The organism is Thalassolituus maritimus, from assembly GCF_900156675.1.
GTDB classification, from domain to species: Bacteria; Pseudomonadota; Gammaproteobacteria; order Pseudomonadales; family Oceanobacteraceae; genus Thalassolituus; species Thalassolituus maritimus.
The window spans coordinates 138,975-158,966 of the sequence record NZ_FTOH01000003.1; the positions used below are offsets into that span (position 1 = coordinate 138,975).

Here is a 19,992-nt window from a genome sequence, read left to right on the forward strand (position 1 = left end):
CCTTTTGGCGGGTACTCCCCGCAACCGCTCGATTCTATATTTCCCCGGATTAAAACGATCGCCTGCAAGGAAGGGGAAACTTATGAATTACTCAATAAGGTTACTATTGTGCTGTTTTGCACTTTGGTTAACCAGTACGGCTCAGGCTCAGAGCCTCACTAATGGAAATTATGGTGCCGTTGCCTCTGACGGTGAAGTCACCTGCGGTGGTATAGGAAGCGACGGCAAACTTCAGGAACCCTGTGGCTTCAAACCCGCGATATTTGAAGGGGATGCCGTAGGCGAATGCCCGGCAGGGAGTTTCTTCGATGTAGGCCTTTGGAGTTGTTGGAGTTGCCCTCAGGGATACGATCGTACCCTGGCAGCCGTCGATACTGATCGAGCCTGTGCGAAGCCTAATCCTTCGAAACGGGGTACTTTTGGGCGCGCATCATTTCAGGGAAAAGTATGCCCTGAAGGCAGTTTCTTCGACCCGACCCGTGATGGTGAATGCTGGAGCTGCCCATCAGGCTATAACCGCACCGTAGCACCGGTAGAGTGGGCGGATGCGTGTGTAAAACCCGCAAAAGAAAACTTCAAACGTATTAATCGTCACAACAGAGCGACAGGCCTACTCGGCACAGACTGTCCGTCTGGACAGTTCTGGGATGCCCGCGATGGACATTGCTATTCCTGTCCTTCGGGTTACAACCGTACTGGTTATGCAGTGAATCACGAGCGCGCATGTTCTCAGTTGGTGAGAGAACAGAAGTCTAAAGCGACTCTGGTGAAAAAAGCGCAATGTGAAACAGGCGAGATCCTGGACTTGCGCAACGGTGGCGAGTGCTGGACCTGCCCAACGGCGGCAGATCGCACCATCTACCCGGTTAACGGCGCTAAAGCTTGTGAAACCGGTGGTGGTTTCGATTATTCAACGGCAACACAAACAGCGGCACTAACTTGCCCAGCCGGACAGATTTTCGACACATTGAACTCGCGAAACTCACGCGTGCGTGAACATGTAAAAAGAAAATACAACGGTTCATTCCCATCGTCTGTTGGCCACAAAGGCGGTGGCAGTTGCTGGAGTTGTCCGGTGGGCTACCGTCGCACCGTTCTGGCGGTATGGGATCAGGCGGCCTGTGAATCCAACGGCATCGAATGGAAAATGCCAGAGTACCGTCAGCCGGGTCTGTTTGGTCTGAAAGGTGCTAATGAGGTTGTTATCGCTTTGATTAAAGAGCGCACAACCATTGAAGCCATTGCCGCCGATCTGGCTAAATCACTGAAAAAGTCAGAAGAAGATAATATCCGCGATTCGTGGCAGGAAATTCACGACGCGCCGGAAAGCAGCGGTGTACTTGCGCTGGCAGTATTGTCTCGTATCGAAGTAGCCGCAAGCTCTCCTGGTGAAGCGAGTGCCGACGAAAAAGAGCTGCTGAAAAGCTACTCCGAAGCGGTGGTTCACTTCCGGACTTACCTTGCTGATCAGGCACTTCAGGCTTATCAGGCCTGGGATGAGGCTGACCGGAAAAAGAATGAAGTGTATAGCGCAGTTATGATTGCTGGTATTGGTGTTGCAGCGACGGCCACCACCTTTGGAACAACTGCCGCACTCTACGGTATGGGCGCTGAGGCTATTCGTAATGAGTTATGGCCTGTGCCTGACTTCTCTGAACTGACTCTGGAAGCCATTATTAAAGACCAGCTGAAGGGTGAAGCGATTGGTTTCGTCTATACCAAAGTGCTGCTGTCGGACGCCGTTCTGAAGAAATTCTTTCCGAAGAGTGCTGATTTGACGGCGATCCGTAAGACCATGACAGAAGCGGTAGAGCGAGCTCAGTCGACGATGGCGAAGTATGCTCTTCAGAAAGCATCAACTGAGGCAGCCAGCGCTGCAGCCAGTGCCGGTGCGAAAGTGACGTCTCAGGCAGTACTGAAAGCCATCTCGGCCGCAGGGCCACAGATTCTTGCTGACCTCGCGATTGAGACAGTGATTGCATGGGTTGAGCTGCAGATTGAACGCGCCAATGCTGAACCTCGCCTGAACGCTATGTTGGCAGATGCAAAGCGTCCGTTTGATGTTAAACGACTCCTGGCGACCACCAAGGGGGTAGCGGAAGTCGAAGGGCAGTGGACGACTGTAATCGCCGGTACTACATCGCCAGCGGACAAAGCGGCACTCAGAGAAGCGGTTGCTGAGGCAATGAAAGCCTCTGCAAATAAAGCAGACCCTCAGGTTGCAGCGAACTTCAAAGCCTTGAAATGGAAATCGTTGGGCGAGAAAGCCGATGCTATTTTTATCGGCCATGACGGTGATCTTTATCGACTCACCAAAGCAGGAAAAGGCGATGTTATTGAAGCTTATAATGCGAAAAATCGTAGCAAGCCCTGGAGTGAGCTGGCGTCTGGGTATCGCGCTGTTACTGCTGGGGAGAAAGGCGAGCTCTACCTGATGAAAAATGACGGAACGCTCGCGACCGTTAAAAGCGACGGTAAGTCCCTGCGTAAAATTGACGGTGGGGCGTCGCAGATCGTCGCTGTTGGCGAAGGCGATCTCTGGGTCGTCAGCGACAAGTTATCTGGCGGCGAGGGCGATATCTGGGTGATGCAAGGTAAGCGTTGGTCTAAGAAGTCAGGCTTCACCGCACAGTACCTGGCCGCTGCCAATGGCTTCCTGTGGGGAGTCAAAGATAATGGCGACATTTACCGTTCAGAAAGCGGCGATAGCGCGAATATTCTCTCTTCCCGAATGACCAAACTGGATGGCAGAGCGAATGGCATTGCTGCTGGCAATGACGGCGCAGTCATGGTGGTAGGAACCAACCAGAAGTTATACGGCTGGGATGGTGTCAACCAAAGCTGGTTGGAAATAAAACCGCCTTCGGCTCCTGCTCAGGTGGTTATGAAGGACAGTTCAACTGTTTACATGTTGAGTGAAAATGGAGAAATCTATCAAGGGCAAGCGCGCTGATAGATACCTCTAAAGCAAAGGCAGCCACGGCTGCCTTTGCTTTTATCATGGTGTAAGCTCCCCTTGTCAGCCATGACTTAGAAAACATAACTTGCGACCAAAGACGTCACCGAAACATCTCCCCGAACATTGGAAGAGCTGTAGAATTCAGAGGTATCAGCCTGGACTCTCAGTTGCCAGCTATCTGAGACCATCGCACCAAGTGAGATCCTGTACATTAGGGTAAATGCGTTTGCTCTGTCGTAATTACTTTCTCTGGCCGCAAATGCAGGTCCAATATAAACAGCGCCTTCAAAGTCTATATCATATATTCGTTCGTTCAGATGTAGTCCCACCAGAGTCCAGTATTGAGATATACGGTATTCGATATTTCGGCAATCGGCGGCATCATATCGATTGCAGTTATCCTGAGAAATCGGAGCTGAGCTACGATAGCCTGAGTGAAGCCAGAAGTGTTTCTTGAGCCTTAGCGATGCTTCAACCCCAGCGACACCACGACGAACGTCATCCTCTGGTATCTCTTCATCACGAAAAATATCCCGGAAGAACAGTCGCGCAACTCCTAGTTCACCGCTAACCCTAAAATCACGAGTTTCGATTGAACTATCAGAATACTCACTGGCAGATACGAATGTTGGTAGGAAGATATTAGCAAGCAGAATTAAAGCTGTTACTCTGAGGCTATTTGGAAGCATTCTACAATCCTTTGCTTAGGTCGACAGGGAGTCCTGATGAATTATATGCACAAGACTATACCACTACTGATAATGGTTTTACCTATAACGGCTTGTATCACCCAAGAGCAAACCGATCCATCGGATACGTTATCTATGTCTTATGTTTATCTGGATCTTGAGGTGGCTGCTGACTATGTTTCAGCATCTCCGGTCGAGTACCAGTTCGGCGAGTATGTTACGGAAGCCAGGTCGACTCTGTTCGATGGATTGCAGGAGGAAGAATACGGATCCCGCTTCAGAGCGGATACGCTCTCTTGTGTGGACAGTCTGGACTGGAGAGCGAGTGCTTTCTGTCAAGATACGGCGCTTCTTGAGGGCGCGTATCAGAATGGTGCGGACTTAGACGTCAACAGTCGAGTTTTTGGCCACGATATAGTTCAGGAGTTTTCATTCGAGGCACTGCCCAATCTGCTAACGCCCATCGATAGCGAGTCATACAGTAGGTCTGCAGACACTGTGGTCGTTAGTTGGAATGAACCGGATAGCCACTTGCAACTCAGTCATTTGCGTTTGACCCCTTGCAGCTCTATAACCACTGATGAATTAACTGTCGACTTGAGCGGAGCCGTTGGAAATTCGTTTGAGCTCGTTCTGAGCGAGTACTCGAATCTGTGTGGCTTCGATGATGAGTTAATGCTAGAGGTTGGATATGAAACTTCTGGGCAACTTAGCCCAGAAGTAGCCGGTGGACGCTTCAGAGTCCGTATGTACAGTACACCTGTGACTGTGCAGGTTACAGATTAACGGTATGCAAAACGGGTTGTCACTCAGATACAGTGTGTTTAATCTACTGAAAAAATAATAAACGGTACAGACTATGGGCCTTAACCACAGACTACTCTTCGGGGCAGCTATTTTTCTGCTAAGTGTTGGAGTCAGCTCCGAAACCATAAACGACTACGCCCTGTGGAACATCAAAAGTGATCCGAGTGAAACGCGCTGGATTCAGATCCGCGAGTTCCAGCGTATGGAGGGGGAAGAGATTTTTCATATTGATGTGTACTCACGCGAGAACGGTGATATGCAGGAGCTTGCTATGCGTCTTGCTGACCATATTGCAATCGAGCGCGAAGCTCTCCTGAACAGCATCGGCCAGCCGGTTGATACCGGAGTTCCAGAGCGCGTAGCTTATGATAAAGCCGTCACCCGCTGGATGAAGACACCTGCGGCCCAGCGTGAAATCTGCCGGCGCCCGGTCCAGCGGTGTCTTGATCCTGTGTTTGCCGCAGAGTAGAAATGGTCAGGAGCGAGAATTAAAAGCCTCGCTCGATCAGGTCCCTCATTATCTGCTCGTAGAAATCGGCCACGGAACCCTGATAAGGAGGACGCTCCTGAAGCCAGCTCTCCTGAGGACCGTAGTATTTATTCCGGCCGGTAAAGTAATTGTGATAGTAACCGTGGCCTAAAATGCTGCCATCCAGTGTTTTGATATGCTCGAAGTTACTGCGACCATCCGCACAAGGTGGATAACCAATCTTATCGAAATTCTGTGAGTCCATCGTGGTATAGCCATCATTGGGGCCGTATAGGGCGGTGACCCCAAGATAAAAGGTCGCGTCGCCCCAGTATTCGTAATCCCAACTTCTGATTCGCGCTGAGTAACTGAAGTAACTTACGCCATTGCAGTTCTCGTTGTGCTCGTTAACCAGGTCATACCAACCATGCTCCTTCAAGCCAATTGCATTCAGGAGGTCCCGCCACCCAGTCTTGTCACGGTAAAAATCTTCTCGCATGTAATGACTTGAGAGGGAGGTCAGGCCACTCAGAAAGGCTTTGAACTGGCCGTTAATATCCAGGTCATACTCGTTCGGATTATTAGGGTCGTATCCTTCTGTCAGGACCAGGGGTTGGCTGAACAGAGCCTCGTCTGTGGTTGTATCTCCCACCTCTCGCCACATAAGGTCTGTATTCAGACGCTCGCCTTCTTCGAACTCCCAGAAGGGCTCTCCCGCAACAGGGTCAATCCAGCCGTTGCCAAACACATAATTGGAAAGATACATGCCGTTAATGCCGATGGTCGCGATTTCTGCGCCGAGGTGCTCGCCAGAAAGTCCCACCACTGCAGCCACATACTTTGCCATAGAACCTTCCTCTGGAGCGCTATCGCTGGCTGGCAACGCAGTTGTCATAAAACGAGCATCCTGAGTCCCTTGTGATGTACCAATGATGATTACCTTGTCTGCCTGCGTCGCGGATAAAGCTTCATAGACCGTATTGCGGAGGGAGCGGCCACGTACGTGATAGGTTGCGTAGGCTGGTTTGTCGGCGATAAATACTTCGTTGCCGCAGGCTTCAAGGCGTTCGACGATATCTTTACTGAAGTAGCGGTGGTATTGCGCTATGTCGCTGGTACGTTTGAGGCGGTTGTCATAGAGATTCTCGATGCGCGGCGGCAGGTGAGCTTCATCTGCAGGTAGAATCCACTCTTGGCAGCCCATGTCAGAATCCCAGTCTGCGCAATACTTCTGTAGATTATCCGATTCACGCGTCATGCACTCATCGGCCGTCCAGCTGTCAGGACAGATAGTCCGGAGACCAAAATGATGGGATAAAACAATAGGGTACTGAAGTTTGCACTCACTGAAGTCCTGACCATGAGAGGCCGGAGATAGAGTGATTAAGAGAGCGACGAGGCGGAAGCAGACATTCATATCGATTCCCTGATATTGAAGTGAGGCCCTGAGGGGGTGAAGTCTCAGTATGGTTGACGCCTGAGCCTGCGTTGGTTCAGGTATGCAATGAAATGCGCCAACTTATGGTGCACATGAGGCCAGTTTGTCGGACTCGTTAACCCAGAGGCGGATATGTTTGTGCTGAATACTTGCAAATTACGACACTCCCCGGCTTACTGATAACAGTCAAACGTCAACATGGATATACCATGAAAGGACTCATTCTTAGCCTCAGTATTGCGACTCTTGTGTCATGTGCGCAGATGCCCGCAACTCATCCTGCTCAAAGTAAGCAGCCAGACACGGCCTCGGTGGCTCCTGAGCCCTGTATCGGAACAACCGATTTGCCAGCATCATTGCGCGACAGTTTTGTTCCAGCCGTTGATTCAGACTTATTAAATGCTGCGCTGGGAGAGCCTGGCAAAGGCGGCTTGTGCCAGGGGCAGGTGTATATTTCAACTGGCGTAAAAATCGTTACCCTTTATCGTGCCTGGAACAGTACTAATCCCGGAAGCACCTATGGCAATTGGTGGGCGTTCAATAAGCCTTCAGGAAAGGTTGCTGAATATCGTGAAGACTTCGAAATCTGCTACCAATGGTCACCGCTGGATAAGCTGGTCACTTGTGAGCTGAAGGCGGGTACGAAAGTAGTTGTAGGAAACGGTCAGAGCGCCTTCTGCTCTGAATACCTGTCTTATGGTGTATCTGACAGTCAGCAGGTCTACATCAGTGATGCGAGTAATTCAGTGATGAATTGTGAGACCGCGGATGGGGTGCTCGTCTGGCGGTAAGGTGATAAACAGAGTGGTGTAACTCAAGTACGACATGGAGATATTCTCATGGATAGAGAAATTGCTGGAATCATGCTGTCTTTTGCTTTGTATCTGACTTATTTTCTGATTCCCCTTGTACCTTCAATCCTTATTTATAAGATCTTCCCTTCCACGTCTGTGGTTGCCAGTGGCAGCTTCTCAGGGCTTAAGATTAATTCGTCCGGTGCCTTTGCTGCATATCTTATTACTCTGGTTATCAGTATAAATGCGTTATCTGAAACCGAGGCTCGTATTCTCGAGATCCGAAATCCGAATGAACCAACCTGGAGTATCATCGGAACGCTTGAACTGCGCGATGGCGAGGGTAACGTCATCAATAACCCTCTGCTGTTTGATCTATTAGAAATATCTCTCGAACCCCGTGTATTAAGCAGTGCCAATGGGGATATTCATTTTAAGATTCCGGGCTCACCAGACGGTTCGCCTCCTAAGCGGATGATTACTCTCGATGTGAAGGGCTTTGGCCGTGGAAAAATTAACCTGACGTCTGAAGCAGCATTAACGGGGAGTGATATGGTGGTTAATTATCAGACCAGAACCATCGAGTTCAGTGAGCCTATCGAAATTACAACGCTCACTCAGCCAGGACAAAGATACTCTGAAACCTCGTACATGACACCCGTAACAGGAGCAGGAGAATGAAAACCATCGCATTTACGATACTGCTTCTTTTGTCTGACTTGGCTTTGGCGACGAATCTGAGGGGGCGAGTGGATATTCGTCACCCCTATACCGGCGACCTTTTCCCTGCGTCGGGAGCAACGGTAGAACTTATCGTGTTTACCAATTTTGGTCCTCAACTGGTTTACACCTATTTCACCGGCTCAGATGGTATGTATTACATGCCCAATATAATACCGGGAAATTATATTCTCCGTATTAACGGCTATCTGGACTATCAGGTTCAGGTAGTGAATATGCCTTATCAGGATTTACAACCGGTGTTGATGCAATAAAAAAAAAGCGGCATCCATGCCGCTTCAAGGGTGCTGAACAAGGGGAGTGTTCAACTAACGTTGGCATCAGCTGCCGGATCTTTTACCTCAACTTCCGCTCTTTCAAAAAAGCTCTTCTCAAAGGCATCGGTTAACAGAGCGTCATAGCGCTGCTTGTCGTACTCACGAATATTATCGGCTTCTTCCTGAGTAATAATATTCTGAGAAACAGCGCTGGAGAGCCGGGCATCGATGTCGTCTCCCGCGAGCTTTCCTCGGGACTCTGCTTTGTTGTATTTTCCCCACGCATCTTCAACCGTCAGCAGTTTCTGATACGTGCTTTCAACACGGCCAAAAGCGTCGCTTGGCTCAAGACTGTTATGAATGAACTGACCAAATTTCTGACGCACAGGGTTGTCCTCCATGATCAGATCACCAAGCGCACGAAGCTGATCGTCATCAGGCTTTTTCAGAATCCGACCGTATGGGAAAGCCAGACGCTTAAATACTCCGGCGATGCCCGGAACCGTGAAGTTATCGTAGAAGTCGAACAAGGCTTCCTGTGCTGTGTACAGAGCCTGATGTAATGAGGCACGGGCGTGCACTTTTTCAGCGGTGCTTGCTGGCTGATTTTCGTAGTACTTAAGAATACTGCATGCCATAAACAGCTGGCTGTGAACATCGCCTAAACGAGCACTCAGAAGTTCACGACGCTTAAGGTCGCCACCAAGAACACCCAGTGCAAGGTCTGCTGACGAAGCCAGTGCAGCACTCATGCGGTCAATGCGTTGGTACCACTCTTTGGTAAAGCTGTCTGCTTTTTCTGGTGCATTCGCCAGGCGATTACCACTGAGCCCAAGCACGAATGCGCGCATGGTACGGCTGATGCTGTTGCCAGCCAGTGCAAAGAACAGGCGGTCGAAATCTTTTAGCCCCTGCTTCTTATCATCGGTCTGAAGTGTCTGAATAACGTCGAACAGGTAAGGGTGGCAACGCATCGACCCCTGGCCGAAAATCATCAACGAGCGGGTCAGAATATTCGCCCCTTCCACTGTGATCGCGATAGGCACACTCTGATATGGCAGGGCCATGAAGTTACGGGGCCCCAACTGAATGGCGCGGCCACCGGCGACATCCATACCGTGATTGATCAGAGTACGCATCATTTCTGTAGCGTGGTACTTGGCCATGGCCGTAATCACCGACGGGGTGCCAGACTCGAGGCTCTTCGTCACAAGGTGACGCATCGCTTCGAGCGTGTAGCCGAGAATAGCGATCTGCGATGTTGCTTCCTGCACACCTTCAAACTTACCGACCTCCGTCTTGAACTGGCGACGGATTTTGCCGAACGCACCGGTCATACGATAGCCAACTTCGCCACTTGCGGTAGCCAGAGCAGGAAGCGAAACGCCTCGACCTGCACCCAGGCATTCGATCAGCATACGCCAACCCTTACCGGCCATTTCAGGGCCACCGATGATCCAGTCAACCGGGATAAATACATCTTCGCCGTTAATCGGCCCATTCATGAAGGGCGCACCGGGGTAGTGACGACGACCGATTTCAACGCCTTCATGATCAGCGGGAATCAGGGCACAGGTAATACCATAATCCTGGGTATCAGGATCACCCAGCAGGCCGTCCGGATCACGCAGCTTAAATGCCAGGCCAATGACCGTTGCCACCGGCGCAAGTGTAATCCAGCGTTTGGCAAAGTTGAGGCGAATACCAAGTACTTCTTTACCGTCATGCTCGCCCTTACAAACGATACCCAGGTCAGGAATCGAGCCTGCGTCAGAGCCAACCTCTGGGCCTGTCAGACCAAAGCATGGAATCTCGGTGCCTTTGGCAAGTCCGGGCAACCAGCGCTTTTTCTGCTCGTCAGTACCGTATTTTGCAAGCAGTTCGCCTGGGCCGAGTGAATTGGGTACCATAGCCGTTACTGCGCCCGTGATGGAGCGGGATGCGATTTTGCTCATGATGCGGCTTTGGGCATACGGTGAGAAGTGCTTACCGCCGTACTCTTCCGGAATAATCAGGCTGAAGAAGCCTTTGTCTTTCAGAAACTGCCAGGCCTCTGGTGGCAGATCTTTGCGGTAGTGATGGATTTCCCACTCATCCAGCATGCCGCAGAGCTCTTCAACTTCGTTGTCGATAAACGACTGCTCTTTTTTTGTCAGCGTCGGCATGGTGATCGAAGAGAATTTCTCCCAGTCAGGTTTCCCCTGAAACAGGTCAGCATCCCACCATGTTGTGCCTGCCTCCAGTGCTTCACTCTCAGTCTGGCTCATCTGGGGCATGACGCCTGAAATGGTTTTGTAGGCCGATTTAGTCAGCACGGCCCTGCGCAGCTGCGGCACGTTCAGCAGAGCCAGAACGCCTGCGAGTATTACGAGAGTGACAGGGTGAACCATAGCTGGTGTGATCAAGCCGGTGGTCAACCAGACGGCAGTGAATATCGCAGAGCCGATCAACAGCCCCGGGTTGAAATACATGACCGCGGCGAATGCCACTAGAACACTGAGGAGGGTAATAAGAAACATCCCGATCTCCGAAAGTTAATATCAATACAAAACCTATACAAAAACTAATTTAATGTAAAGGGGTGTGCTGATTGACAAGTTAATCTGGCACGGACATGCTCATCCGCCCCGATTCACTGCAGGCTCGCACTGCAATAGTTATAGGTACGACGGTATGGATAAGATGGAGTTCACTTCTGAAGAGAAGGCGCAGATGGTACAAAAGGTAAAAATGTACTTCCGCGAGGAGCTGGATCAGGAGTTGGGTGGCTTTCAGGCGGAGTTTCTGATTGATTTCTTCGCAGAAGAGATGGGTGGTTTTTTCTATAACCGGGGTCTGTATGACGCAGAAACCGTTATGTCTGAAAAACTGCGGGACATATCAGATGAGTTGATGCAGCTGGAGAAAGCTGTCCGCTGAGCAGAGCAGCCTCAGTAGTTAACAAACCAGTATTTATCCCAGGCCATAAGCACTTTTTCGGGATATTTGGTTTTACCCAGACTGCCGTTGTAGCGAGCGAGGGCGCGAATCAGGTTCCCTTTTTCGCGGTCAAGATAGTGTTTGAGGATCGTACATCCGTAGCGCAGATTTGTGCGTGTATCCATGAGATTGTCTTCAGTTCTGCCGAGCTCATTCTTCCAGAACGGCATCACCTGCATATATCCCTGGGCTCCGACATAGCTCAGGGCAAAGCGGTCGAACGCACTTTCAACCTGAATAACAGAGAGAACCAGCTCAGGCTGTAGACCGGCTCTGGTTGCCTCCTGGTGCACCATGCGCAGTAAATCAAGGCGGATCTTGTCGTCGCGCATATTCCGGTAACGCTTCAGTCGGCCTGACATGTCCATCAGCCAGACCTGAGCATCGAACTGGTCACCAAAGGAATCGGAAGCATTGACGGCTTCCATCAGGGCTGATCTTAACTCCGGGTCAGGGTCCGCACTGGTCATCGCCGCAGAAGGGAGGGCCAGCAGCATCAGCAGAGCAATACCGCACCCGAGCAATCGGGAGCGATATTTACGGCATGCGTACTGGCAGGGGATCATCCGAGTTTGATCCGCTCTTTCAGAACATTGAGCACGTTGTCAGCTGCGATCTCTTCTTTTTCCTCGGCACTGCGGTGCTTGTACTCCAGGGCACCGGCTTCGAGACCACGATCACTGATTACTACCCGGTGAGGAATACCCATCAGCTCCATGTCGGCAAACTTTACACCCGGGCTGGTCTTTTTATCGCGGTCATCCATATACACTTCAAAACCGGCTTCGGTCAGCTCGTTATAAAGCTTCTCAGCCGCTTCTTTTACGGCCTCAGACTTGTGCATGTTCATCGGCACAATGCCCACATGGAAAGGAGCGATAGCGTCTGGCCAGATGATGCCGTTGTCGTCGTTGTTTTGTTCAATCGCGGCGGCAACAACCCGGCTCACACCGATACCATAGCAACCCATCATCATGACGCGATCTTTGCCGTTTTCATCCAGTACAGTCGCCTTTAGCGCCTCGGAGTATTTCGTACCCAGCTGGAAGATGTGTCCCACTTCGATACCGCGTTTGATATCGAGCGTACCCTTGCCACACGGGCTTGGGTCGCCAGCAACGACATTGCGGAGGTCGGCGATCGTACCTTCTTCAACGTCCCGGCCCCAGTTTGCGCCTGTAAAGTGCGCATCGGTTTCGTTTGCGCCGCATACAAAATCCGCCATGTGTGCGGCAGACCTGTCTACATAAACGCGGGCTGAGAGACCGCGAGGGCCTGTGAAACCAGCAACGCCGCCGATTTTCTGGACTTCATCTGCGCTGGCAAACTGCAGCGGGCTGAGAACGCCCGGAAGTTTTTCGGCTTTGATCTCATTCAGCTGATGATCACCACGGAGGAAGAGCACCACTGGCTCACCGGCTTCGCCTTCTTCTGCGTCTTCCGCTTCGCTGGTACCGCGCACGACGATGGCTTTCAGCACATCACTGGTGGCAACGTTTAGTAAAGCGGCGACGTCTTCGATGCTCGTGACGTCTGGGGTTGATACTTTCTCAAGTTCTTTCGATGCAGCGGGACGTTCGCCAGCAGGAGCAAGCGCTTCAGCCAGCTCAACGTTTGCTGCGTAGTCAGAGCTGTCAGAGAAGGCGATGTCGTCTTCACCGGACTCTGCCAGTACGTGAAATTCGTGCGATGACGCACCGCCAATGGAACCCGTGTCAGCCAATACGGGACGGAAATCGAGGCCAAGACGGTTGAAAATGCGGCTGTAAGCTTCGTGCATTCGCTCGTAAGTTTCCTGCAGACTTTCTTCGTTGGCGTGGAAGGAGTAGCCATCTTTCATCGTAAACTCGCGTGCGCGCATGACACCAAAGCGAGGGCGGGTCTCATCGCGGAACTTGGTCTGAACCTGATAGAGATTCATTGGCAACTGTTTGTAGCTGCTGAGGTTGTTACGTGCGATGTCTGTGACTACTTCTTCAGCGGTCGGGCCGTAACAGAATTCGCGATTATGGCGGTCTTTCAGGCGCATGAGTTCGCCGCCGTACTGGTACCAACGACCTGACTCTTCCCACAGCTCAGCTGGCTGTACCGTAGGCATCAGAATTTCCTGTGCGCCGGCACGGTCCATCTCTTCACGAACGATATTCTCGATTTTACGTAAGGTACGAAGGCCCAGCGGCATCCAGGTATACAGGCCAGCAGCCAGTTTTCGGATCATGCCTGAGCGGAGCATCAGCTTGTGGCTGATAACAACCGCATCAGCTGGGGTTTCTTTTTCGGTCGCAATAAGAAATTGAGTAGCGCGCATAGAGACAGTAGGCCATCGGGTCATTAATTTATGGCGCTATTCTAAAGCATGTACCGGTGATGTATAAGCCCCTTGAAGGCGGGAATGAAGAGGCTTCTGTTTACCGGTGTGAGGGACATTACGGCCTTAGTCGGGCTGTCATGTATGACTTTCTATTGTATGATTTGTGAACAGAATCAAAAAAGACTAAGGATTTTGCCTGATTCACAAGAACGGCCGTTGTGTCATTCTGCGTCTGTGAGATAATCCTGCGCACACGGATGTGTATAAGAAGACGTTGGAAACCCGGAGAGATCATTTTTGACTAATGAACCAGGGATCGCCGAGCTCCCCACAGCTGAAGCGTGCGTTCGAAATCAGCGCCCGATACTGGACGTACTCGGTAAGTATGCGCCAGATAACGCCTTCATCCTTGAACTGGGTAGTGGCACTGGCCAACATGCTGCCTACATGACCGCTAATCTGCCGGGAATTCGCTGGCAACCTACCGAATTGAAAGAACGTCTTGATGATATTCGCCAGTGGCGGAAGCATGCTGCGCAGAAAGGCTTTCTTGATCCGCTCGAACTCAACGTAGAGCAGGATATATGGCCTGCCCGAGATGCTGATGTTGTTTTCAGTGCCAATGTCGTACATTTCGTAAGCTGGCCTGAGGTCGAAAAAATGTTCCGTGGTATCAGCCGTGTGCTGAAAGCAGGTGGCCTGCTGCTTTTATATGGTCCATACAATTATGACGGCCAATACACCAGTCAGGGCAATGTCGATCTGGATCAGTGGCTACGGGAGAGAAATCCCGATAGCGGCATCAAAGACTTTGAACAGATCCTGCTTCTCGCTCGTCAGTTCCATCTGTATCTCAGAGCAGATGAGGAAATGCCTGCCAATAACCGAACCCTGGTGTTCCAGAAAGCCGAAACAGGCGAGTGATTCAGCTTTTATGACTAAACACCTCGAAACCTGTCCGTGGGCGCAGGGCGAACTCTACGTTGAGTATCACGATACAGAGTGGGGCCACCCCTGTTACGATGATCACCGTCTTTTTGAAAAGCTCTGCCTTGAAGGCCAGCAGGCCGGACTGAGCTGGATAACCGTTCTGAAGAAACGACCAAACTACCGGCAGCGTTTTTATAACTTCGATCCCGCTATGGTCGCTGCAATGACGGACGACGAGATTGAAGACTGCCTGCTTGACGCCGGCCTTATCAGGCACCGAGGTAAGCTTGAAGCCATCCGTAAAAATGCTCGTGCCTGGGTTGCAGCTCAAAAGGAAGGACTTAATTGGAGTGAGTGGTTGTGGTCGTTTGTCGGCGGATCGCCCGTCATAAATCGCTATGCAGAGCTGAAGGACTGTCCTGCTCAGACTGAAGAGTCAAAAGCGATGAGCAAGGCACTTAAAAAACTCGGCTTCGGCTTTGTTGGGCCGACCACGTGTTACGCTTTTATGCAGAGTATGGGCATGGTGAACGATCATCTGACCAATTGCCCCATACACCCCGATAACGCCTGACGCTTAGTCGCTTGTCTGCGACTCGTTTCTCTTGCCGGAGATGATCAAGGCGCTGACCCCTCTTGCTCTATGAAGTTCAAGTCTGTCCCTACGCCTTTTTCATTGATGATTCGACAGGTAGGCAAATATCCATGTCTGGTTTGAAGGGGTTATCGAAGACCGGTGATACACTCTTGATCAAACTCGAAGAGATCTCGATGGCGGCCGAGTTGCGATCGCTTATGGTCGGGATGCTGCTGATGTGGCAATTTACACTCAGTTTGGCGACCCGGTCGATCTGATCAGCATGCAGGTTGATGTGGTTAAGGCATAGATTTTATTCCGGTTGAGGTGAGACGAGTGAGAACGAGTGCGAGCACAGTTATTGATTTCTGGTTCAATGAAATTCAACCGAAACAATGGTGGGTAAAAGATCCGGACTTTGATGAGTTACTCAGGCGGCGTTTCGGTGAAACACTCAAGCAGGCTTCTGTCTGTGAGTTATCTGAATGGCGCTCATCTGCCGAAGGCCGCCTTGCAGAAATTATCGTCCTTGATCAGTTTTCGCGGAATATTTATCGCAACAGTCCCGGTGCTTTTGCTCAAGATCCCTTAGCCCTCGCGTTAGCTCAGGAAGCAGTGCAGAACGATGCCTTGACCGAGCTCGACCATATCGATAAACGAACATTTTTGTTGATGCCGTACATGCACAGCGAATCTAAGGTCATTCATCAGGCCGGGGTAGAATTATTCAAAGAATATACTCCAGAGAACAACTACGAATTTGAACTTAAACATAAAGCCATTGTTGATCGCTTTGGGCGCTATCCACACCGGAATACGATTCTTGGCCGGGCGTCGTCCGTTGAAGAAACTGAATTTCTGAAACTACCTGGCTCGGGATTTTGAGTCTCTTTGCCATTGCAGAGGAACTGACTGGTGTATGAAGACTCAGACAGTGCGATGGGTTACGACAGGATAATAATGGTGAAGAGTGAGAATAAAATGATAGATGCTGTGTTCAGATTTGTGTCGCGTCTGTGTGTTGCTTTTGTGGCGTCAGTTCTAATTTTTTCTCAACTTAGCGCTGCCGAAGGTTCTCCCTGGTCCTGGGGCGTTGGTGTGGTTGGTTCCGAGGATGTCTATCGCGACTTTAATAGCCGGGTCATACCTGTTCCTCTGATCATTTATCGTGGTGATCGACTTAACCTCTATGGCCCGTACGCAACTTATGATGTGTATCGCCCGGGGGACGTCACTGCGTCTCTGATATTAAGCCCGGTGTTTGCTGGCTACAGCGAAGGCGATAGCCCTGTCTTTGATGGAATGGATGACCGAGGTTACTCTATGGCTGGAGGCGCGGGCGTTGCCTATCGTCCTGGACAATGGCATTTCAGCGTCAATGCCATTCACGACCTGCTTGGCGTTTACTCTGGGTATGAAACTGCGGCCCGGGCATCATACGTAATACCTGCCGGCTCGGTATTTGTAGAACCCGGTATCGGTGTTGAGTATCAGAGCAGAGATTATGTCGATTATTACTACGGTGTAACAGAAGCGGAGGCTCGTTCCGGGCGTCCTGCCTATGCACCCGCAGGGTCCACTAACCCAGAAATCAGTATTGCCTTTTTCACCCAAAGCCTGGGTGGAGGAACGACCCGGCTTCAGCTGACTCATACGACGTATGGCAAAGAAATTTCCAACAGCCCACTGACCGATGCAGAGCAGTCGCTTGGCGTAAATCTCTCATTCGGTCGAATGTTCTGAGAGGTTATGTAGTAACAAAAGGCGATACTTCTGGAGGATTGTGCAAGAAACAGATTGTTTCAGACATGTCCTCGTACTCGCTGTACCCTTACACTGTCTATCGAAATCTGATGAATCCCAGACTCTAAGGAGCGCTCATGAAAACTGTTGGTTACGCAGCACACAACTCAGATGCAGAAATGGTTCCGTATCACTTTGAACGTCGTGCACTGCGCGCAAACGATGTTGCGATTGAAATTCTGTTCAGCGGTATCTGTCACTCCGACCTGCACACAGTGAACGGCGACTGGGGGCCTCAGCCTTATCCGCTGGTTCCAGGGCATGAAATCGTTGGGCGCGTGATCGAGGTGGGTTCCGACGTTAAAAACTACAAGGTGGGTGATAACGTTGGCGTAGGCTGCATGGTCGACAGCTGCCAGGAGTGCGACCAGTGCCACAGTCACGAAGAACAGTACTGCCGTGTTGGCATGACCCCAACATACGGTGCACCGGATCGAATTGACGGCACGATCACCCAAGGGGGCTACTCGAAGCACATTGTCGTTCGTGAAGAGTTTGTCCTGAGCATTCCGGATACTCTGGATATGTCTAAAGCCGCTCCAATTTTGTGTGCTGGTATCACGACTTTCTCGCCGCTGCGCACCTGGGGTGTAAAAGAAGGGAGCCGAGTTGGCGTGATTGGCCTGGGTGGTCTTGGGCATATGGCGGTGAAGCTCGCCGTCGCTATGGGGGCGGAAGTCACGGTACTCAGCCGCTCAAACAAAAAAGAAGCGGACGCCAAAGAACTGGGTGCGACCGGTATTCTTGCCTCAACTGACAAAGATGCGATGAAAAAGGCGACAGCGTCTTTTGATCTGATTATTGATACTGTGCCTGTGAAGCATGATGTTACTGTGTATGCGCCACTGCTCGACATCGATGGCACCTTGGTTATTGTTGGTCAGGTTGGTCCGATGGATGAGTTCATGTCGGTGCCTATGATTATGGGGCGCCGTCGAGTGGCTGGTTCCCTGATTGGCGGTATTAAAGAAACTCAGGAAGTGCTCGACTTCTGCGGTCAACATAACATTCATCCTGAATGTAAGATCATTCGCCCGGATGAAGTAAACGATGCTTTTGATGTTATGGCTAAAGGTGATATTTCTCACCGCTATGTGATGGATATGTCGTCACTTGCTGTTGAAGGCTGATTCTCAGCACCATTATGAAAAAAAACGCCTCGCATGTCGGGGCGTTTTTTTTCGCGTCGTGATAATGTGAGCAAATACGAAACAGAGAACACAGGAGCTATGACAATGAATGACCCGAATGAAGAGTATTGGGGGATGCCGGTCAATACCTACTGCACTATGATTCATCTGAGTCAGTTGAGCAGTATTCTTGTTCCTGGGCTGGGTTTGATATTACCCATCGTTATGTGGCTCATGAATAAAGATAAGAATGAGCAGATAGATCGTCACGGTAAGGTGACCGCTAATTGGTTGTTGAGCCTCGTTGTCTACTCTATCGTCTGTTTTATCCTATGGATCTTTGTCATTGGTGCGTTGGCCTTTTTTGTTCTGGGCATCATGAATCTGGTATTCGCTATCATTGCTGCCGTCAAAGCTAATAACGGCGAACTGTGGGTTTACCCAATGAGCATCACCTTTTTCAAACCCTGAATAAGCTGGTGCATAAAATGGGCGTCGGATGAACGTGCTGGTGTGTTTTTTTGTATTCTCTGCTCACACTGGCGAGAGCCCCGAAGGTCTGGGGGCTTCAATGGTCAGAAAAAGCAGCTTCCCTTTATAAGGATATGGAGCCCAGAATATCAGCCAATCTCAGTAATCAGTTTGAATGGCCGATATTTTTTTATATCGTCTGCCTTGTCCTGATGATCAAGGAGCTGGACAGTAATATCGTTTTTATTACTTTGGCCTGGGCATTTATAGTCGGGCGTGTGATCCACATTGGCATTCAGATACTGACCAGTAATATCCGCTTAAGAGGGCTGGTATTTACCATCAATTTCATCGCCGTACTGGCTATGTGGTACTACTTACTCATGACGGCCTAGCTGACAAGCTCATTTTAAGCATCGCATGAATCACAGTCTGGTACCTTTGAATGGCTGCGCTGATAGATAACGACGAGAATCAAGCCTGCAGCCGAAGTCGCTGCTCCAGCCAGGGCAACAGCGGGTAGGCCAAGCCCCAGATAAATAACAACCCCGCCCAAGGCAGCACCCAGGGCATTTCCCAGGTTGAAAGCTGCAATATTCATTGAAGACGCCAGATTTGGTGCATCGCTTGCTTCCGTGACGACCAATGCTTGCAGTGGAGGGACAACAGCAAAGCTACTGATTCCCCACAGAAATATCAGTGGTGGTACTAACCAATACACCTGCATAGTGGCGGCAAAAAGAGCGAGCAGAAGCATGGTTGCTGCCATAGAGATTATCAGAGTACCTGTCAGGTTGCGGTCGGCAAAGCGGCCGGAAAGCCAGTTTCCCACAGCGAGGCCGACCCCATATAAAATAAGCATACTGGTCACGAACAGGGTGCCCACTTCAGTTTCTTCGAGCAGAATGGGGGATATATAGCTGAACACAGTGAACATGGAGCTCGAGCCTACGACGGTGAGAAGTAGGGCGAATAGTACTGGCCCTTTCGAGAGCACTTTCAGTTCATTACGGATACTTCCCGATTTATCTGCTTCCATTTTAGGTAAGCTGACGCGCAGAGCGATGAGGGTTGCCACGCCTATAACTGTCATACCCATAAATGCAGTGCGCCAGCCAATAGTCTCACTGACGTATGTCGCAAGTGGAACGCCCCCAATATTAGCAATGGTCAGTCCCGAAAAAACCGCTGCAACCGCACTGGCTTGCTTTTCTGGCGGAACCAACTTTGTTGCGACTACAGCGCCGATTCCAAAGAATGCACCGTGATTAAAGGACGTGACGATACGGCCAATCATGAGTGTACTGTAAGTGTCTGCCAGAGCAGAAATGAGGTTGCCCAGAGTAAATATTGACATCGATAGCAGTAACAGGTTTCGACGTGACATTCTGGCGAACCCGAGTGTCATTATTGGTGCGCCAATGACGACGCCGAAGGCATAGGCACTGATTAACATACCTGCCGACGGGATACTGACATCCAGATCATTGGCGATCACCGAAAGCATCCCCATTGGTGAAAACTCGGTAACACCGATACCGAAAGCACCCAAAGCGAGTGCAAGAAGGGGAAAGTTCAGTTTCATGAGAGCGCCTTACGTATTACTGCTGAGGGCGCGTTATGACATGAATTACTAA

At 50.6% G+C, this 19,992-nt stretch carries 21 protein-coding genes; 15 read left to right on the forward strand and 6 right to left on the reverse strand.

Annotated features, from left to right (window positions below; all coding sequences use genetic code 11):
* The first annotated feature begins 82 nt into the window (after positions 1-82).
* Positions 83-2,953 carry a tectonin domain-containing protein gene (locus BW941_RS05585; RefSeq protein ID WP_139325758.1) on the forward strand — a complete coding sequence of 957 codons (2,871 nt, stop codon included), beginning with the start codon at positions 83-85 and terminating at the stop codon, positions 2,951-2,953.
* 77 nt (positions 2,954-3,030) lie between these two features.
* On the opposite strand, the gene BW941_RS05590 is transcribed toward BW941_RS05585, so the two are convergent.
* Entirely contained in the window at positions 3,031-3,648 is a 618-nt protein-coding gene (locus tag BW941_RS05590) for a hypothetical protein (RefSeq protein ID WP_076514662.1), read from the reverse strand.
* 135 nt (positions 3,649-3,783) lie between these two features.
* Here BW941_RS05590 and BW941_RS05595 point away from each other — a divergent pair, with 135 nt between their 5' ends.
* Positions 3,784-4,434: a hypothetical protein gene (locus BW941_RS05595; protein ID WP_139325759.1), complete on the forward strand. Its 651-nt coding sequence runs from the start codon at positions 3,784-3,786 to the stop codon at positions 4,432-4,434.
* A 73-nt stretch (positions 4,435-4,507) separates the two neighbouring features.
* Entirely contained in the window at positions 4,508-4,924 is a 417-nt protein-coding gene (locus BW941_RS05600; RefSeq protein ID WP_076514664.1) for a DUF5086 family protein, read from the forward strand.
* Between the two features lie 19 nt (positions 4,925-4,943).
* On the opposite strand, the gene BW941_RS05605 is transcribed toward BW941_RS05600, so the two are convergent.
* Positions 4,944-6,341 (reverse strand): esterase/lipase family protein, encoded by a 1,398-nt coding sequence (locus BW941_RS05605; protein WP_076514665.1) that lies wholly within the window; start codon positions 6,339-6,341, stop codon positions 4,944-4,946.
* A 230-nt stretch (positions 6,342-6,571) separates the two neighbouring features.
* Between BW941_RS05605 and BW941_RS05610 the strand changes: the two genes are divergently transcribed.
* The 3 genes from BW941_RS05610 to BW941_RS05620 are packed head-to-tail and all read left to right on the forward strand — an operon-like array spanning position 6,572 to position 8,151.
* Entirely contained in the window at positions 6,572-7,153 is a 582-nt protein-coding gene (locus tag BW941_RS05610; protein WP_076514666.1) for a hypothetical protein, read from the forward strand.
* 48 nt (positions 7,154-7,201) lie between these two features.
* Positions 7,202-7,837 carry a hypothetical protein gene (locus BW941_RS05615; protein WP_068437664.1) on the forward strand — a complete coding sequence of 212 codons (636 nt, stop codon included), beginning with the start codon at positions 7,202-7,204 and terminating at the stop codon, positions 7,835-7,837.
* Complete coding sequence (locus tag BW941_RS05620) at positions 7,834-8,151, forward strand: carboxypeptidase-like regulatory domain-containing protein (RefSeq protein ID WP_076514667.1); 318 nt, start codon at positions 7,834-7,836, stop codon at positions 8,149-8,151. Before BW941_RS05615 ends, BW941_RS05620 begins: the two co-directional genes overlap by 4 nt.
* 50 nt (positions 8,152-8,201) lie before the next feature.
* On the opposite strand, the gene BW941_RS05625 is transcribed toward BW941_RS05620, so the two are convergent.
* On the reverse strand, positions 8,202-10,673 hold the full coding sequence (locus BW941_RS05625; protein ID WP_076514668.1) for an acyl-CoA dehydrogenase: 2,472 nt from the start codon (positions 10,671-10,673) through the stop codon (positions 8,202-8,204).
* Between the two features lie 154 nt (positions 10,674-10,827).
* Between BW941_RS05625 and BW941_RS05630 the strand changes: the two genes are divergently transcribed.
* A complete protein-coding gene (locus BW941_RS05630) occupies positions 10,828-11,073 on the forward strand; it encodes a DUF2164 domain-containing protein (protein ID WP_068437672.1) in 246 nt (81 codons plus the stop codon).
* 11 nt (positions 11,074-11,084) lie between these two features.
* Here BW941_RS05630 and BW941_RS05635 read toward each other — a convergent pair whose 3' ends face one another.
* Together BW941_RS05635 and BW941_RS05640 are read right to left on the reverse strand one after the other, a co-directional pair.
* On the reverse strand, positions 11,085-11,699 hold the full coding sequence (locus BW941_RS05635) for a lytic transglycosylase domain-containing protein (RefSeq protein WP_084188668.1): 615 nt from the start codon (positions 11,697-11,699) through the stop codon (positions 11,085-11,087).
* Positions 11,696-13,441 (reverse strand): proline--tRNA ligase, encoded by a 1,746-nt coding sequence (locus tag BW941_RS05640; protein ID WP_076514669.1) that lies wholly within the window; start codon positions 13,439-13,441, stop codon positions 11,696-11,698. Before BW941_RS05640 ends, BW941_RS05635 begins: the two co-directional genes overlap by 4 nt.
* A gap of 300 nt (positions 13,442-13,741) precedes the next feature.
* On the opposite strand from BW941_RS05640, the gene BW941_RS05645 reads away from it, so the two are divergent.
* From BW941_RS05645 to BW941_RS05675, 8 genes are all read left to right on the forward strand, one after another.
* Positions 13,742-14,368 (forward strand): DUF938 domain-containing protein, encoded by a 627-nt coding sequence (locus BW941_RS05645; protein WP_084188670.1) that lies wholly within the window; start codon positions 13,742-13,744, stop codon positions 14,366-14,368.
* A 10-nt stretch (positions 14,369-14,378) separates the two neighbouring features.
* Complete coding sequence (locus BW941_RS05650) at positions 14,379-14,948, forward strand: DNA-3-methyladenine glycosylase I (protein ID WP_076514670.1); 570 nt, start codon at positions 14,379-14,381, stop codon at positions 14,946-14,948.
* A gap of 131 nt (positions 14,949-15,079) precedes the next feature.
* A complete protein-coding gene (locus tag BW941_RS17815) occupies positions 15,080-15,229 on the forward strand; it encodes a hypothetical protein (protein WP_175607869.1) in 150 nt (49 codons plus the stop codon).
* A 58-nt stretch (positions 15,230-15,287) separates the two neighbouring features.
* Complete coding sequence (locus tag BW941_RS05655) at positions 15,288-15,836, forward strand: DUF924 family protein (protein ID WP_076514671.1); 549 nt, start codon at positions 15,288-15,290, stop codon at positions 15,834-15,836.
* Positions 15,837-15,866: 30 nt separating this feature from the next.
* Positions 15,867-16,694: a MipA/OmpV family protein gene (locus BW941_RS05660; protein WP_084188672.1), complete on the forward strand. Its 828-nt coding sequence runs from the start codon at positions 15,867-15,869 to the stop codon at positions 16,692-16,694.
* 137 nt (positions 16,695-16,831) lie between these two features.
* Entirely contained in the window at positions 16,832-17,884 is a 1,053-nt protein-coding gene (locus tag BW941_RS05665; protein ID WP_076514672.1) for an NAD(P)-dependent alcohol dehydrogenase, read from the forward strand.
* Positions 17,885-17,989: 105 nt separating this feature from the next.
* The gene (locus BW941_RS05670) at positions 17,990-18,355 is read left to right on the forward strand and encodes a DUF4870 domain-containing protein (protein ID WP_076514673.1); all 366 of its coding nucleotides are present in this window, start codon (positions 17,990-17,992) and stop codon (positions 18,353-18,355) included.
* Positions 18,356-18,405: 50 nt separating this feature from the next.
* On the forward strand, positions 18,406-18,750 hold the full coding sequence (locus BW941_RS05675) for an MAPEG family protein (protein WP_076514674.1): 345 nt from the start codon (positions 18,406-18,408) through the stop codon (positions 18,748-18,750).
* 14 nt (positions 18,751-18,764) lie between these two features.
* On the opposite strand, the gene BW941_RS05680 is transcribed toward BW941_RS05675, so the two are convergent.
* Positions 18,765-19,940: an MFS transporter gene (locus tag BW941_RS05680; RefSeq protein ID WP_076514675.1), complete on the reverse strand. Its 1,176-nt coding sequence runs from the start codon at positions 19,938-19,940 to the stop codon at positions 18,765-18,767.
* Positions 19,941-19,992 lie beyond the last annotated feature (52 nt).

Excerpts from the sequence above, each read along its gene's own strand:
- BW941_RS05585 (WP_139325758.1), top strand. The coding sequence starts at position 83 with ATGAATTACTCAATAAGGTTACTATTGTGCTGTTTTGCACTTTGGTTA.
- BW941_RS05610 (WP_076514666.1), top strand. The coding sequence starts at position 6,572 with ATGAAAGGACTCATTCTTAGCCTCAGTATTGCGACTCTTGTGTCATGT.
- BW941_RS17815 (WP_175607869.1), top strand. The coding sequence starts at position 15,080 with ATGTCTGGTTTGAAGGGGTTATCGAAGACCGGTGATACACTCTTGATC.
- BW941_RS05650 (WP_076514670.1), top strand. The coding sequence starts at position 14,379 with ATGACTAAACACCTCGAAACCTGTCCGTGGGCGCAGGGCGAACTCTAC.
- BW941_RS05605 (WP_076514665.1), bottom strand. The coding sequence starts at position 6,341 with ATGAATGTCTGCTTCCGCCTCGTCGCTCTCTTAATCACTCTATCTCCG.
- BW941_RS05635 (WP_084188668.1), bottom strand. The coding sequence starts at position 11,699 with ATGATCCCCTGCCAGTACGCATGCCGTAAATATCGCTCCCGATTGCTC.
- BW941_RS05590 (WP_076514662.1), bottom strand. The coding sequence starts at position 3,648 with ATGCTTCCAAATAGCCTCAGAGTAACAGCTTTAATTCTGCTTGCTAAT.
- BW941_RS05625 (WP_076514668.1), bottom strand. The coding sequence starts at position 10,673 with ATGTTTCTTATTACCCTCCTCAGTGTTCTAGTGGCATTCGCCGCGGTC.
- BW941_RS05680 (WP_076514675.1), bottom strand. The coding sequence starts at position 19,940 with ATGAAACTGAACTTTCCCCTTCTTGCACTCGCTTTGGGTGCTTTCGGT.
- BW941_RS05620 (WP_076514667.1), top strand. The coding sequence starts at position 7,834 with ATGAAAACCATCGCATTTACGATACTGCTTCTTTTGTCTGACTTGGCT.
- BW941_RS05670 (WP_076514673.1), top strand. The coding sequence starts at position 17,990 with ATGAATGACCCGAATGAAGAGTATTGGGGGATGCCGGTCAATACCTAC.
- BW941_RS05600 (WP_076514664.1), top strand. The coding sequence starts at position 4,508 with ATGGGCCTTAACCACAGACTACTCTTCGGGGCAGCTATTTTTCTGCTA.
- BW941_RS05630 (WP_068437672.1), top strand. The coding sequence starts at position 10,828 with ATGGATAAGATGGAGTTCACTTCTGAAGAGAAGGCGCAGATGGTACAA.
- BW941_RS05640 (WP_076514669.1), bottom strand. The coding sequence starts at position 13,441 with ATGCGCGCTACTCAATTTCTTATTGCGACCGAAAAAGAAACCCCAGCT.
- BW941_RS05615 (WP_068437664.1), top strand. The coding sequence starts at position 7,202 with ATGGATAGAGAAATTGCTGGAATCATGCTGTCTTTTGCTTTGTATCTG.
- BW941_RS05665 (WP_076514672.1), top strand. The coding sequence starts at position 16,832 with ATGAAAACTGTTGGTTACGCAGCACACAACTCAGATGCAGAAATGGTT.
- BW941_RS05595 (WP_139325759.1), top strand. The coding sequence starts at position 3,784 with ATGTCTTATGTTTATCTGGATCTTGAGGTGGCTGCTGACTATGTTTCA.